The following is a 14735-nucleotide window of genomic DNA, read 5'->3' as shown; positions in this document are numbered from 1 at the left end:
CCACGTTTAAAAAGATTATTGGCTTATGTCTGAATTTTCACGCATTTGCCCTTGTTGGAGACAGGTGACCGTCGTAGCTTGGGAGTTGTCGAGCCGGTAACGGTCCGACAACGAGGCAAGAACAACGAGGAGGCGAAAATGAGCTTCCGCAAGGTCTTCCCCAGAAGGCGCAATCGCGACCACGACGACTGGTACGACCACGACCGCAACCGCCGCAGGCGCCGCAGGAGGTTCTACCGCGGGCGCGGCTACAGGTTCGGCTACCGCTACTGACGCACACCTCCGAGTTCGAGGCTGGCTCGCGGACGCCGCGGGTCCGCCTCGCGTTTTAGGGGGCGGTGCCACACGGTCCCGCTCGACCACCCACCAGCGACGAGATGACGTAGCGATATGAACCTGCGCAGCTCACGCCGGCGCGGAGAGCGCCCTGAAGCGTCGCCTCGACGAGGCGAGGAAGCATCGCCCGTTGGACAGGGTTCGCCCCTGCCGCACGATGCCGGCGACAGTTCCCCCGACTCCTCCGATTCCCCCGACCCCCTCGAACCTCCCGGTCCCCTCGCATCCCACGATCCTCTCGACCCACCCGATCCGGTGGGCGATCCACCCGATCCCGCGGTCGGCGTGCGCTCCCGGTGGGCGCGGGGCTCGCCGCCGCCGGACGCCGCCATGGACCGCGTGTTCCGCGAACTCGTCGCGGACACCTCGATCCGTACCAGGCGGGTGGGGTTCAAGGAGGCGGTGCGGCGTTTCTGGCCGCTGACCCGCGGCGACCGGCGATGGATCCTGCTCGTCATCCTGAGCGCCATCCTCGCCGCGTTCGCGGAAACGGTCGCGATCCTGCTCTTCGCCCAACTCACCGACAACGCCCTGCAGAAGGGCTCGATCAGCGCCTTCTGGCAACCCGCCGGGCTGTGGCTCACCGTGGCCGTGGCCGGCGCGATCGTCGGATACCTGGGCAACTCGCTGGCCGCCTGGACGGCGGAACGCTTCGTGATGCGGCTACGAGCCCGCGTCTTCGCCCATCTCCAGACGCTGCCGCCGCACTTCTTCCAGCGCAACCGCCGCGGTGACCTGGTCGAGCGGCTCACCGGCGACGTCGACGCCATCGAACAACTCGTGGTCTCCGGCCTCGTCCAGGCGGCCACGGCCCTGTTCGGCGTCATCTTCTACGCCGGAGCCGCGCTCCTGCTGCGCTGGGACCTGGCACTCGCCACCTTCGCCCTGGCCCCGCTGTTCCTGGTCGCCACCACCCGCTTCACCCGCCGGGTCAAGGAGGTCTCCCGCCGGGAGCGCTCGGCGGACGGCGCCATCACCTCGGTCGTCGAGGAGGGCCTGGTCAATGTCGTCCTCACCCAGGCATACAACCGGCAGCGGGACGAACAGGAGCGGCTGCAGCGCGAGGCCCGCAAGTGGCTGCGGGCGTCGGTGACCAGCGCCCGCATCAACGAGCTGTACGGACAGCTGGTCGAGGTCCTCGAAACGCTCTGCGTCCTGGCGATCATCGGCCTGGGCGTGTGGGAGATCTCCTCGGGACGGATGACCCTCGGGCAGCTCCTGGCCTTCGCCGCGTTCGTCGGCTACCTCTACCCGCCGATCCGCGACCTCGGCCAGCTCGGACTGACGGTCACCCAGGCGACCGCCGGTGCCGAACGCCTGCTGGAGATCCTCGACGCCCCGCCCGCCGTCACCGACCCCGCCCCCGCAACCGTCGTCCCGGCCCCGAACCGCGCCGTCGGCGCCGTGGAGGTGTGCCGGGTCGGCTTCAGCTATCCGGGCGGCAAGCAGGAGGTGCTCCACGACTTCTCGTGCACCGCCGTGCCCGGGGAGCTGGTGGTCATCACCGGCCCCAGCGGCGCGGGCAAGTCCACCCTGGCGGCCCTGCTGCTGAGGTTCTACGACCCCGACAGCGGCAGCGTGCGGCTGGACGGCATCCCCGTGAACCGGATGCCGCTGGCCCGGCTCCGCCGCAACATCACCCTGCTGCCCCAGGACACCCTCGTCCTGCACGACACCGTGGCGGAGAACATCGCCTGCGGACGCGACGACGTGACCCACGCCGACGTCGTCGACGCGGCCCGGGCCGCCGACGCCGACGAGTTCATCTCCGCCCTCCCCGACGGCTACGACACCGTCATCGCGCCGGGCACCTCCCGGCTCTCCGGCGGCCAGCTCCAGCGCGTCGCGATCGCCCGCGCCATGCTGCGCAACGCCCCCGTGCTCATCCTCGACGAGCCCACCACCGGCCTGGACACCCTGGCCACCCAACGCATCCTCGACCCGCTGCGGCGCCTGGCCGAAGGCCGCACCACCCTGGTGATCACCCACGACCTGGACCTCGCCACGGACGCCGACCGCATCCTGGTCCTGGACGAGGGGCGCCTGGTGGAATCGGGCCGCCACGACGAACTCCTCGCCCGCGGTGGCCTGTACGCCACCCTCTTCCACGCCCACCCACCGCCCGGCAACGGCTCCGCCCACCCCCTCGCCCGCCCGTCGGGCAGCAGTCACTGACGGCAACCGGCACCGGGGTCCGCGGTCGCGGGGCGGACCCCGGCGCCGGAGGCCCGTCCCCGCTCACTCGCGGTAGACATAGCGACACGCAAGGCGCATACCGCCCTTGCCCGCTCCCCGGGCCCAAGATGGTCCCGTGATCCAGGAGCACGCGTGACCAGGCCGGCCGCAGCGGGGAGCAACAGCGCCACCGGAGCCCACCACCTCCACCGGGCGGTGGGCTTCTGGGGGCTGATGTTCATCTCCCTGGGGTCGATCATCGGCTCCGGCTGGCTGCTCGGCGCCCTGACCACCGCCGTCATCGCCGGCCCGGCCTCGCTGGTCTCCTGGGTGCTGGCGTCGACGATGCTCGCCGTGCTCGCCCTCGCCCACGCCGAACTCGGCGCCACCTACCCGATCGCGGGCGGCACCGCCCGCTTCCCCTTCTTCGCCTTCGGCCCGCTGGTCGGCTTCACCGCGGGCTGGATGTCCTGGCTGCGGTCGGTCCTGATCTCACCGATCGAGGTCGAGGCCACCCTCTCCTACATGGACCGCATCGGCTGGGTCCACGACCGGGTGCGCGTCCTGCACCCGAACGGCACCCTCACCGGCGCCGGACTGGTGATCGCCAGCGTCTTCATGCTGATCTTCACGATCATCAACGTGCTCGGCGTGCGCCTGCTGTCCGGGATCAACTCGGTGACCGCGGTGGTGAAGACGGCCGTACCGCTGCTGACCGTGGTGGTCCTGATGACCCTGGCCTTCCACGGCTCGAACTTCACCGCGGGCGGCGGCTTCGCCCCGCACGGGGCGCACGGCGTCTTCGCGGCCCTGCCCGCCGGCGTGGTGTTCGCGCTGCTCGGCTTCGAGCAGGCCATCCAGCTGGCCGGTGAGGCGCGCGACCCGCAGCGCGACATCTCCCGCGCGGTGATCGTGGCCATGGCGGTCGGCACCGCGCTCTACCTCCTGCTGCAGATCGCCTTCATCGGCGCCCTGGACCCCGACGCCCTGACCCGCAGCTGGGACAACCCGGTGGGGGAGGGCAACTTCGGCCCCTACGCCACCCTCGCCACGGCCGTCGGGGCCGGCTGGCTGGCGACCATCCTCTACGTCGACGCCGTCATCTCCCCGGCGGGCACCGGCCTGGTCTACATGGCCGGTGCCGCGCGGCTGTCCTACGCCATGGGACGCGAGCGGGTCCTGCCCCGGCCCCTCACCCAGGTCGGCCGCAGCCGGGTTCCCGTCGTCTCGATCCTCCTCGCCTTCGTGGTCGGCGAGATCGCGTTCCTGCCGTTCCCCAGCTGGCAGGCGCTGGTGGGCGTGGTCACCTCGGCGGCGGCCGTGATGTACGCCTTCGCCCCCGTGGCGCTGCACGCCCTGCGCGTCCAGGACGGCGGCCGGAACCGCCCCTACCGGCTGCCCGCCGGCCCGGTGCTGGCGCCCGCCGGCTTCGTCTTCGCCAACCTGATCTTCTACTGGTCCGGCTACGAGGCGGACTGGAAGCTCGGCATCGCCGCCCTGCTCGGCTTCCTCGTCCTCGCGCTCACCCGCCGCGGCATCCCGGCGGCCGAACGCAGCGGCCTGCGCGCCAGATCGGCCCTCTGGGTGTGGCCCTGGCTCGGCGGCATGATCCTCATCGGCCGCTTCGGCCGCTACGGCGGCACCCGCGCGCTCCCCGACTGGTGGGACCTGGTCATCGTGATCGTCTTCAGCCTCGCCGTGCACTACACCGCCGTACGCCTGGCCATGCCCCCCGAGGACGTGGACGCCGCCGTACAACACGAGGAGGAGGGCGAGTCGGTCCCGCCGGCTCCCGGCACGGCGCGATGACGACTCGGGGCTGACAGGGCGTCATCGGCATGGTGGCGATGCCGCGGATGAAGAACTCCTCCTCGTTCGGATGGGGGGATTCGTTCGCTCAGGGTGAGTGCTGATGGCACCTCACTTCGCGAACGGGATTCCGCCCCACCTGCTGATGTGGCAGCGCGTACGCACGTACGCCGTGCCACCGTCCATGATCGAGACCGCGACCGCACGGCGTGCGGCCGGCGACTGGGCGGGGGCCTGCGCCGCCGCCCGGATCGACGTCGATCTCGATCTGCGCGCCGTGCGCGACCGCCACGGCACCGACCTCGTCACCCGCCTCCGCGCCGATCTGCGCCGGCTGGCGCCGGACCTGCTGCGCTGGCACATGCCCCGGGTCGCCCCCGATGGGCGGCTGCGGCCCGGCCTCACCCTCTCGCTGGCCCGTTACCGGAACGCCGGCGGCGCGCCCCTGCACCTGGTGGTGCGGACACCGCCGGCCTGGGCGGACGCCGGCCAGCGGATGTCCCTGGCCCTGTGGGAGGGATCCGGGAACGATGTCCCCGGCCACCCACGCACCCACCGCCACCTGCCTCCACACCCCCATCCGCACCCCGACCGGCGCTTCCGGCTCGACCTGCACCGGCATCTCTGGGACGCCGCGCGAAGCGGTGAACTGGCGCGGCGGTGCGGGGCGGTCGGGACGATGTCCACGGCCTCGCCCGCGTCATCCGCCTTGCCCGAGTCGCCCGGGGTGCCCGCTTCGGCCGCCTCGTCCGCGTCGTCCGACCGGCCGGAGCTGTCCCCTCTGCCGCATCTGCCCACCGGCCACGAATCCCCGTGGGCGGTGATGCGGTGGGCCGCCGAGGCGGAGTTGCTGCTGCGGGCCGAGGGGCGTGCGCGCGGGCCCTTCACCCTTCGGCTCGGTGCGCGCAGCCGTACGGTGCTCGAACTCGCCGCCCCCGACGACAGTCATGCCCCGACGCTCCGGCCGCTGCGGGAGGCGCTGCCGCCGCAGCAGGTCGCGGCGCTTCCGGTGCTGCCGGAGGCGGCGGCCCGGACCCTGCCGGATCTGGCGCTGGTACGGGCCGGGCTGGTGCCGGTCGGGCGGCTGCACCCGCTCGTCGCCGCGGCACTGGCGGGCACCGGCCCGGCCACGGTGCCAGGACCCGCCCCCGAGCCCGGCGATCCGCACCGCGTGGAGTGCCGGGGCGAGGTCCACCGGATCGCGCCCCGGGACGGGGTGCTGACGGCGGTCGATCACGACCCGGCCCAACTGCGCCGGGAGGAGCTGCTGGTGGCGCTCGGCGGGCCGGCGCTGCCCTGCCTTCACGTCCTTCTCTTCCCGTCCATTCCTTCCCGCACGACGCACGACGCACGACGCACGGCGCACGGCGCACGACGCACGGCGCACGAGCACGACGCATGAGCACGACGCGTGACGCACCACGTTCGGTCGGCCCGCGCTGTATTCCGTGCTTCCAGGCCGCGCCACGCAACTGCCGGCCCGTACGACGCATCCCGCGCCGTACGCCCTCACGACCTCCGGGACGGGCCGCCCCGTCCCCCTGACCCCTCCCAGGTGAGATGCCCATGACCACCCGCACCCTCCAGCCGACACCGACCCAGCAGAGCCTGACGACGACCACCGGCACCCCCTCGCCCACCCTCACCTCCACCCCCGCCCCCACCGCCGCACCCGGCCCCCACACCCCCCTGGCCCTCGCCGACGACCTCCTGGCCCGCCTGCGGACGACCACCACCGAGCCGCGCCCCGATGAGCAGTTGGCGGCGCTCACCCTGGCCGTCGCGGCCGACCTGCCCGTGCTGCTCTGGGGCGAGCCCGGCATCGGCAAGACCGCGGCCCTGACGCAGCTCGCCGCCTCCCTCGACCTGCCGCTGACGACCGTGATCGCCAGCGTCCACGAGCCGTCCGACTTCTCCGGGCTGCCCATCGTCGGGGACGACCCGGCGGCGCAGGGGGTGCCGATGGCGCCGCCGCAGTGGGCCGTGGAGCTCGTACGGGCCGGGCGGGGGCTGCTCTTCCTCGACGAGCTGTCCACCGCCACCCCGGCCGTCCAGGCCGCGCTGCTGCGGGTCGTCCTGGAGCGGAAGGTGGGCGCGCTGCAACTGCCCGCGGGGGTGCGGATCGTGGCCGCCGCCAATCCGCGCGCGTCGGCCGCGGACGGCTGGGAGCTGAGCCCGCCGCTGGCCAACCGGTTCGTGCATCTGTACTGGGCGCACGACCGGGAGGTGGTGGTGCGCGGCCTGGGCGGCGTCTGGCCCCGGGCGGAGCTGCCCGCACTGGTGCCGGAGCGGCTGCCCGAGGCGGTGGCCTTCGCCCGGCGCGCGGTCTGCGGCTTCCTGGAGGCCCGGCCGACGCTGATCCACCGGCTGCCGACCACCGAGACGCGGCGCGGCGGCGCCTGGCCCTCGCCCCGGAGCTGGGAGGCCGCACTGACCCTCCTGGCCTTCGGCACGGCGGCCGCCGTCTCCCGGGAGGTGCTCGCGCTGGTGGTGCGGGGCGCGGTGGGGGACGGGCCGGGGCTCGAACTCCTCGCCCATCTGGACCGGATGGACCTGCCGGACCCGGAGTCGCTGCTGGCCGACCCGGCCGCCGCCGAGCTGCCGGCGCGCGGCGATCTGCGACAGGCGGCTCTGGAGGCGGTGGTGGCCGCCGTAGGGGCACGGCCGGAGCGCGAGCGGTGGGAGGCGGGCTGGGCGGTGCTGGTCCGCGCGCTGGAGACCGGCCCGCCGGACCTGCTGGTCGCCCCGGCGACGGTGCTGGCCGGGCTGCGGCGCGACGACTGGGAGGTGCCGGAGACGATGGAACGGCTGGCCGGGGTGGTCGATCTCGCACGGCGTGCGGACCGGTCGGTGGCGCGGGCCGCGGCGGCCGGCGCCGGGCGTACGCCGGGGGAGTGCCGATGACGGGCGCCGCGAAACGCCCGGGGGCGCCCCCGCTGCCGCGCCCGCTGCCCCGGCCCGCGCCGCCGCGCCCGGTCCGGGCCACCGTGCCGGAGCCGCCGTCCGACCCCGGCGGACCTGCCCACCGGGCGGGACTCCCGTTGGACACGGAGAAGTTGCCGGCCGCCCGGCTGCACGCGGTCAAGGTCCGCCCCTACCTGGCCGCCGCACTCTTCGCACTGCACGTGGTGGAGGACCGGTCGGTGCCGACGATGGCGGTGGACGCGCACTGGCGCTGCTACGTCTCCCCGGCCTTCGTCGCGCGCACCCCGGTGGAGGAACTGGCGGGCGTCTGGGTGCACGAGGTCTCCCACCTGCTGAGGGACCATCACGGGCGGGGCGAACGGTATGCGCGCGAGCACGAGGAGCACGCACCGGGCGGGCGAAGCGCGACGGCGACCCCCGGGGCCGAGGGCCGGGAGAGGCTGCGCCGCAACATCGCCGCCGACTTCGAGATCAACGACGACATCTACGGTGACGGCCTGCCCCGGCCCGCCGGGGCGGTGCTGCCGTCGCTGCTGGGGCTGCCCGACGGGCTGCTGATGGAGGAGTACCTGCGGACCGCGTCGATGTCCGGGCTCGCCGCGGACCTGTCCTGGCTCGACTGCGGCAGCGGCGCCGACGGAGCGGACCGGCCGTGGGAGCTGGGGCCCGACGGGGCACACGGGCTGAGCAGGCAGCAGCGGGACGCGGTCCGCTTCCGGGTCGCGGAGGGGATCAAGGGCCGGCCGGGCGACGCGCCGGAGGGGTGGCGCCGCTGGGCGGACGAGGCGTTCCATCCCCCGCAGCCCTGGCGGCAGTTGCTGGGCGCGGCGATCCGCTCGGCGGCCGGCGGGCCGGGGGCGGGTGAGGACCACAGCTACCGGCGCCCCTCCCGGCGCTCGGCCGCCGTCCCCGGAGTCCTGCTGCCGAGCCTGCGCCGTACGCCGCCCCGGGTCTGCGTCGTGATCGACACCTCCGGGTCGGTGAGCGACGCCGAACTGGGCAGCGCGCTGCTGGAAGTGGCGGCGATCTCCCGGGTGGTGGCCGGGCGCCACGACCTGGTCTCGGTGATCTCCTGCGACGCGGCGGCCGGGGTCGCCGTCCCGCTCTGCCGCGCCGAGCACATCGAACTGACCGGCGGCGGAGGCACGGACCTGCGCTCCGGCTTCGCCCGCGCCCTCCGCTCCCGCCCCCGCCCCGACGTCCTCGTCGCCCTCACGGACGGCCAGACCCCCTGGCCCTCCGCCCCACCCCCCTGCCGCACCGTCGTCGGCCTCTTCCCCCGCCCCACCCCCGCAACCCACGAGAAAAACCCCGACTACACCCCGGACACCCCACCCCCGTGGGCACACGTGGTCACCATCGGCTGAGAAACCCGGCGGCCCGTCACGGCCCCTCGGTGCCCTGACGGGCCGCCGTACCGGAAGCGCGGGCGGCCGCGACCCCGCGGGCGGCACGCAGGACGACCCCCAGCCCCGCATCTCCAGCACAAACCCCTGCGAGGCATACGCGGCCGGCACCGCGGCGACGTCGCCGCAGCGGCCAGCAGCGTCGTCATCAGCCGGCTCAGCGCCCCGTCGGGCAGCAGCCGAGGCACCGCCACGATCAGCCAGATGCCGCCGGCCGCCCCCAGCACGAGCGAGGGCACCAGCATCCAGCGGAACGAACCCAGCGCCCCGCTGACCAGGACGAGCAGCGCGGCGACCGGAATCAGCAGCGCGACCCGCATCGGACCGGCCCGCCGCCGGGGCTCACGCGTCCGGATGCTGCGCGGCGTACGCACCACCGGCCCGTCGGGCCGGTGCCGCCCCGTTGGCGTGACCCCCTGCACGTCGGTCGCCGGTTTCCTCACTCCGGCCACTGCCACGCTTGTTCGGGGAAGCCTTCGATGATGGCGGTGACGGTTTCGGCGAGGGACAGGAGATCCTCGTAGGTTCTGCGTCCGTACGTCCACCCGATCATGCGGTCCCCTTCGATGCGCCACCCCAACCGGGCTTTGTGCATGAGCTGTTCCACGGCGTGCGTGCTGATGAGCGCCGCGAAGTCGGGATCGTCGGCGCAGTAACGGACCAGATGGGTACCGAGGCCGGGCAGATCCCTGCCGCGGCCCGTGACGCGGTTGAGCGCGGAAATCTTCTCCACCCGCGACGACGCCAGCCGGCGGCTCGTCAAAGCGGTGGCCGGGAGAACGCGCGGCAGGGGGAGAACGACCACGGAATAGGTCCATGCGACATTGGCCTTGCCGCTGCGCTGCCATGCGAGGAGATGGAACAGGCTCACCTCGCGCCCCCGGAAGCTGCCCTGGAGCAGATGGCGAAGAGCAAGTCCGTCGGGGCCCAGGCTGAACGGATAGCCGCGACGGTCGAAGGTATCGAGGTAGTCCCGGCCCTGCTTGCGGTACGTCCAGGCCGGGTCGTCCCGGAAGCGCTTGATGCTTTTGCGGACTTCGAACACGGTTGATCAATCGTCCGGTGTGGTTTCCGTGTTGAGCTCATTGAAGGTGCCGTAGACGAGGCCGTCGGCGGAGATCTGCTGAAAGGCGGGGAAATGGGCCGGCCCGCCATCACGGTGCTTTCCGCTGACGGACTCGTAGGCCTTGTCCCCCGCGTGGTTTGCCGCACCGCCGACGGCTCCGCCGGCACCGCTGAACAACATGTCCCGCGCCACGTCCTTGTCCTCGCCCTCGAAGTAGATTTCTCCCTCGTCCGCCGCGGCCTGCCCGGCAGCACCGCCCACCCCCTCCACGGCCATCCTGCCGAGCAGGTTCTTACTGCCCAGCCCCTCTCCGATGGCCTTGCCGGGAGCCCAATCCGCTCCGTGCTCCCCGGAACTGCGGGCCAAGTCCTCGACTTTCCCTCCGGCCTTTCCCGCTCCTGTGGCGATGCCCGTGCCCACGAAGGAGGCGATGGCGGCGTCCTGGAGGTCCTGACCCCAGGTGATCTCCTGCCCGGTGAGGGCCTGGCCGCCCACGTTGCCGATGAAGTTGGCGCCGGTCCCCTTCCCGAATTCGATGGTGAACTTGAGCAGCCTGTTCGCCTCCATCGACTTCTTCACCGCCTCGATCGTCTTGGCAGCCCTGATCAGGAGCTGCCCGAGCCGGGTGATCTCACCGGTCGCCTCGGCGATCTCCGCCTCGGCCGCACCCGCCGCGATGGCGTCGGAGAATCCCGCGGTCAGCACCGTCAGGCCGATGCCGATCGCCACCGTCGCGGCGATCTCCTCGACCACACGGTGGACCTCGTCGTTCGCCTTCTGGATCGCATCAGCGGTGGTATCCAGCTGACGGGCCACGGTTTCGAACTGCGGCAGCGCCTTCTCGACCTGGCTCCGGGTGTGATTCCAGTGCGCGTGGAACGCGTCGGCCGCGGCGCCGGTCCAGTTGTCCCCGAGCCGGGTGACCTCGTGATCCTGGGCCTCGACCGTGCTCTTCAGATCGTGCGCCACGTGCCGCCACGCCTCGGCACAGGCCCGCAGGACGGACGGATCCCCACCAGGGTTGAAAAGATCGAAGCTCTTCTCGATCTTCGGCTGCTGCTCCTGCCGCTGGCCGGTCATGTCACTTCCCCCCGAACCGCTGTGCCTGCTCGGCGTCGGATCGCTGGTAGCCGGCCACGGTGTGCCGCAGGCCCGCGGCGTAGTGCTTCAGCCCGGCACTCACCTGCCGCAGGGACGTCACCGCGTGGCGGGTCATCTCGACGTACTGGGAGAGCACCTCGGTGGATTCGGACATCACTCCGAAGGCGTCGTCCACGTTCTCCGCACGGGAGGCGAAGGTGCTGATGCGGTCGTCCAAGCGGTCGGAAGACGAGACGAAGTCCTTGGCCAGGGCTGTGACCGGCTCGGGACGTATCGAAAAGTGCTCGTGCGGCATGGCGGTCCCCCTTGGTGAAGCCCTACGTGATCAACGCGCCCGGCCAAAGTAGGCAGCCATCGCCGCAGATTGTGTTCGCCGGGCACCCATTTGACGGCCCATTGACGCAATCCGAAGACCCGGCGGACGAGTTCATGGGGTTGCCCGGAGCCGCCGTCCTCCCTGCCGGCGGGAACGGAGGCGCACCGTCACCGAGTCCGGGCGAGGCGCTCGGGCTGCACCGGGAAGGCGTTGATCTTGATTCGGCATGCGTCCGGATCCAAGAACCGGATTCGCCCCCTGCGGGCGTCCGGGACGGGCGGCTGGATGACGCTCGTCACACAGCGGGGGCCGTGCTCTGTTCGTCGGCGTTCCGGGCGGCGCGGCCGACGTGATCATGGAGCCGGAGCCGGAGCCGGAGCCGGTGGAGCGGCGCAGACGCGCGCTCGGTAGGTGCACATCACGGGGCCGACGCTCGGAAAGGCCGCGCAGCAGAACGGGGGCGTGCTCCGGGCGCCTCCCGAGGCCGACCGAGGCGAGAACCGAGAAGGCCAGCGGAGCCGGAGAACCGCGAAGGGCCCCACCGCAAGCGGTGGGGCCCTTCGACGTTGTGCCCGGTGAGGCACTGGCGGAGGATACGAGATTCGAACTCGTGAGGGGTTGCCCCCAACACGCTTTCCAAGCGTGCGCCCTAGGCCACTAGGCGAATCCTCCGCCGCAAACAATACAAGACGTTGGGGAGTGCTCGCGACCATGATCGAGGGGAGGGGGTCGGAGGGGGAGGGAAGTGGGTCGGGGCGAGGGTCCGGGTCGTTTCCGGGGCGGGGGATCCGCTACTGTGGTGCGCAGCCCCTCACGTGGCGCTATCTGACTGAACTCCCCCAGGGCCGGAAGGCAGCAAGGGTAGGTCGGCTCTGGCGGGTGCGTGGGGGGCGCTTGCGTTTGCGGGGCCGGTCGGTTGTCAGTGCGGCCCGATATCGTCGTATGCGTGTCGTCCCTTGCGCTGTACCGCCGCTACCGGCCCGAGACCTTCGCCGAGGTCATCGGGCAAGAGCACGTGACCGATCCGCTGCAGCAGGCATTGCGGAACAACCGGGTCAACCACGCCTATTTGTTCAGTGGGCCGCGAGGCTGCGGCAAGACGACCAGTGCGCGGATCCTGGCGCGCTGCCTCAACTGTGAGGAAGGTCCCACCCCCACGCCCTGCGGAACGTGCCAGTCGTGCCTGGACCTGGCCAGGAACGGGCGGGGCTCGATCGACGTGATCGAGATCGACGCGGCGTCGCACGGTGGCGTGGACGACGCCCGTGAGCTGCGGGAGAAGGCATTCTTCGGGCCGGCCAGCAGCCGCTACAAGATCTACATCATCGACGAGGCGCACATGGTGACCTCGGCGGGCTTCAACGCCCTGCTGAAGGTCGTCGAGGAGCCGCCGGAGCATCTGAAGTTCATCTTCGCGACGACCGAGCCCGAGAAGGTCATCGGGACGATCCGGTCGCGTACGCACCACTACCCGTTCCGGCTGGTGCCCCCGGGGACGCTGCGGGACTACCTGGCCGAGGTGTGCGGGCGGGAGGAGAGCCCGGTCGAGGACGGGGTGCTGCCGCTGGTGGTGCGCGCCGGCGCCGGGTCGGTGCGTGACTCGATGTCCGTGATGGACCAGCTGCTCGCCGGCGCCGGTGCGGACGGTGTGACGTATGCCATGGCGACGGCGCTGCTGGGGTACACCGACGGGTCGCTGCTGGACTCGATCGTGGAGGCGTTCGCGGCGGGGGACGGCGCGGCGGCCTTCGAGGTCGTGGACCGCGTCATCGAGGGCGGCAACGACCCGCGGCGCTTCGTCGCGGACCTGCTGGAGCGGCTGCGGGACCTGGTGATCCTGGCGGCCGTGCCCGAGGCCGGGGAGAAGGGGCTGATCGACGCCCCGGCGGATGTCGTGGAGCGGATGTCGGCGCAGGCGTCCGTCTTCGGGGCGGCGGAGCTGAGCCGGGCCGCCGATCTGGTCAACACGGGCCTGACGGAGATGCGCGGGGCGACCTCGCCGCGGCTGCAGCTGGAGCTGATCTGTGCGCGGGTGCTGCTGCCCGCGGCGTACGACGATGAGCGGTCGGTGCAGGCGCGGCTCGACCGGCTGGAGCGCGGCGCGGGTGCGGCGCTGCTGGGCGGCGGGGCCGGCGGCGGCGCGGAGCCCGGGGCCGGGGCGCCGGTGGTGGCGTCCGGTGGCGGGCCCGCGGCCGGATACGTACCGGGGCCGGAGGCCCATCCGGCGATGCCGGCCGCCGGACCCTCCGGGCCGGCGGCGGCGCGTGCCGCGGTGCGGGGCGCGGCGGGCGGCGGTGCGGGCGGTGGCGCGGGGGCCCCTGGCGCCTCGGCGCCCGTTGCCCAGGCGCCCGTTGCCCCGGCTCCCGCCCAGGCCGCGCCGGCCGCCGGTGCCGGGGCGCCCGGCGGGCCGGTGGCCGCGCCCGGCGGTGAGCAGCAGCAGGGCGGCGGTGCGGCGGCGCAGGGCGGTCCGGTGCAGGGCGGTCCGGCGCAGGCTCCGCAGGCCGCGGCGCCGGGCGGGGGGCAGGCCGCGCCCGCGCGGCCGGGAGCCTGGCCCGGGAGCACGGGCCGGGGCAACGGCGCCGGCGGCGGAGGCGCCGCGGGCGGCAACGGCCCCGGCGCCGGACGGCAGCCCGGTGGCTGGCCCACGGCCGTGGCGCCGGGCCAGGGCGGCCAGGCGCCGCAGGGCGGGGAGCCCGCTCCGGCGCCCGCGCCCCCGTCCGCGCCCGCACCGGCGGCCGGTCCGTCCGCGCCCGTGGCCCAGCAGCCGCAGGCCGGGGCGGCCCCGGGGGCGGCACAGGGCGCCGCCCAGGTGCGGCAGATGTGGCCGGACATCCTGGACGCGGTGAAGGCCCGCCGGCGCTTCACCTGGATCCTGCTGAGCCAGAACGCCCAGGTCTCCGGCTTCGACGGCACGACGTTGCAGATCGGCTTCCCCAATGCCGGTGCCCGCGACAGCTTCGCCAACGGCGGGAGCGAGGACGTCCTCAAGGACGTGCTGGCCGAGCGGTTCCAGGTGCAGTGGCGGGTCGAGGCGATCGTCGATCCGTCGGGCGGCGCCAACCCGCCGGCCGGCGGCGCGCCCCGTAGCGGCGGTGGCGGCTTCGGCGGCGGGGGCGGTGGCTTCGGCGGCGGGACGCCCGCCGCGCCGCAGCAGGGCGGGCCGCAGTCCCCGTCCCAGCAGAGTGGCCCGTCGGCGTCCTCGTCGTCCGGGGGCTCGTACGGACAGGGCGCCGGCGGATCCGGAGCCTCCGGCGGCGGTGGCGGCCAGGGCGCGCGGATGGCGCGGGAGGCCGTCGCCCCGTCGGCGTCCGCGGGCGGCGGCCCGTCAGGGCCCGCGGCCGAGGCGGCCTACGCCCCGCCCGAGCCCCCGCCGATGTCGATCGAGTACGACATGCCGGCCGAGGACGACCCCGACCTCGTCGACTCCGCGCTCAGCGGCCACGACCTGATCGTGCGCGAGCTCGGCGCGACGGTGATCGAGGAGTTCAACAACGAGTAGCGGGCGCCTCGACACCGCGTAGGCGGCGCGTCGGCCGGGCCGTGAGAGGGGCGGAACGGTAAGCGCGCGTACACCGGACGTACACCCGTGCTCCTCCCTCCG

Annotated in this window: 10 protein-coding genes, 1 tRNA gene and 1 other RNA gene; 8 read left to right on the top strand and 4 right to left on the bottom strand. The window is 73.4% G+C overall.

Features of this window, described 5'->3' with window-relative positions:
* Positions 1-138: 138 nt before the first annotated feature.
* From K7396_RS35685 to K7396_RS16835, 6 genes are all read left to right on the top strand, one after another.
* Positions 139-273, top strand: a complete 135-nt coding sequence (locus K7396_RS35685) for a hypothetical protein (protein ID WP_263295900.1) — start codon at positions 139-141, stop codon at positions 271-273.
* Positions 274-666: 393 nt separating this feature from the next.
* On the top strand, positions 667-2511 hold the full coding sequence (locus tag K7396_RS16855) for an ABC transporter ATP-binding protein (protein WP_152104629.1): 1845 nt from the start codon (positions 667-669) through the stop codon (positions 2509-2511).
* Positions 2512-2664: 153 nt separating this feature from the next.
* Positions 2665-4320 (top strand): APC family permease, encoded by a 1656-nt coding sequence (locus tag K7396_RS16850; protein ID WP_152104630.1) that lies wholly within the window; start codon positions 2665-2667, stop codon positions 4318-4320.
* A 103-nt stretch (positions 4321-4423) separates the two neighbouring features.
* Positions 4424-5722, top strand: a complete 1299-nt coding sequence (locus K7396_RS16845; protein ID WP_223660035.1) for a hypothetical protein — start codon at positions 4424-4426, stop codon at positions 5720-5722.
* Between the two features lie 164 nt (positions 5723-5886).
* Positions 5887-7224, top strand: a complete 1338-nt coding sequence (locus K7396_RS16840) for an AAA family ATPase (protein ID WP_223660032.1) — start codon at positions 5887-5889, stop codon at positions 7222-7224.
* On the top strand, positions 7221-8612 hold the full coding sequence (locus tag K7396_RS16835; RefSeq protein ID WP_174886927.1) for a vWA domain-containing protein: 1392 nt from the start codon (positions 7221-7223) through the stop codon (positions 8610-8612). The genes K7396_RS16840 and K7396_RS16835 overlap by 4 nt, the downstream gene beginning before the upstream one ends.
* Positions 8613-9090: 478 nt before the next feature.
* Here the strand turns inward: K7396_RS16835 and K7396_RS16830 are convergent, their stop codons facing one another.
* From K7396_RS16830 to K7396_RS16815, 4 genes are all read right to left on the bottom strand, one after another.
* A complete protein-coding gene (locus K7396_RS16830; protein WP_086719774.1) occupies positions 9091-9696 on the bottom strand; it encodes a hypothetical protein in 606 nt (201 codons plus the stop codon).
* Between the two features lie 6 nt (positions 9697-9702).
* Positions 9703-10797, bottom strand: a complete 1095-nt coding sequence (locus K7396_RS16825; RefSeq protein WP_086719773.1) for a WXG100 family type VII secretion target — start codon at positions 10795-10797, stop codon at positions 9703-9705.
* A 1-nt stretch (position 10798) separates the two neighbouring features.
* Positions 10799-11113, bottom strand: coding sequence for a type VII secretion target (locus tag K7396_RS16820; protein WP_086719772.1), 315 nt, complete (start codon positions 11111-11113; stop codon positions 10799-10801).
* A 605-nt stretch (positions 11114-11718) separates the two neighbouring features.
* Positions 11719-11806, bottom strand: a tRNA-Ser gene (locus K7396_RS16815).
* Between the two features lie 130 nt (positions 11807-11936).
* On the opposite strand from K7396_RS16815, the gene ffs reads away from it, so the two are divergent.
* Both ffs and K7396_RS16805 read left to right on the top strand, forming a co-directional pair.
* Positions 11937-12035: signal recognition particle sRNA small type (gene ffs / locus K7396_RS16810), an RNA gene on the top strand.
* A gap of 45 nt (positions 12036-12080) precedes the next feature.
* Entirely contained in the window at positions 12081-14633 is a 2553-nt protein-coding gene (locus K7396_RS16805) for a DNA polymerase III subunit gamma and tau (protein ID WP_152104631.1), read from the top strand.
* The last annotated feature ends 102 nt before the right edge of the window (positions 14634-14735 follow it).

The sequence above is a fragment of the Streptomyces angustmyceticus genome (genome assembly GCF_019933235.1).
GTDB lineage: Bacteria > Actinomycetota > Actinomycetes > Streptomycetales > Streptomycetaceae > Streptomyces > Streptomyces angustmyceticus.
This window is presented reverse-complemented; position numbering and strand designations above follow the sequence as displayed.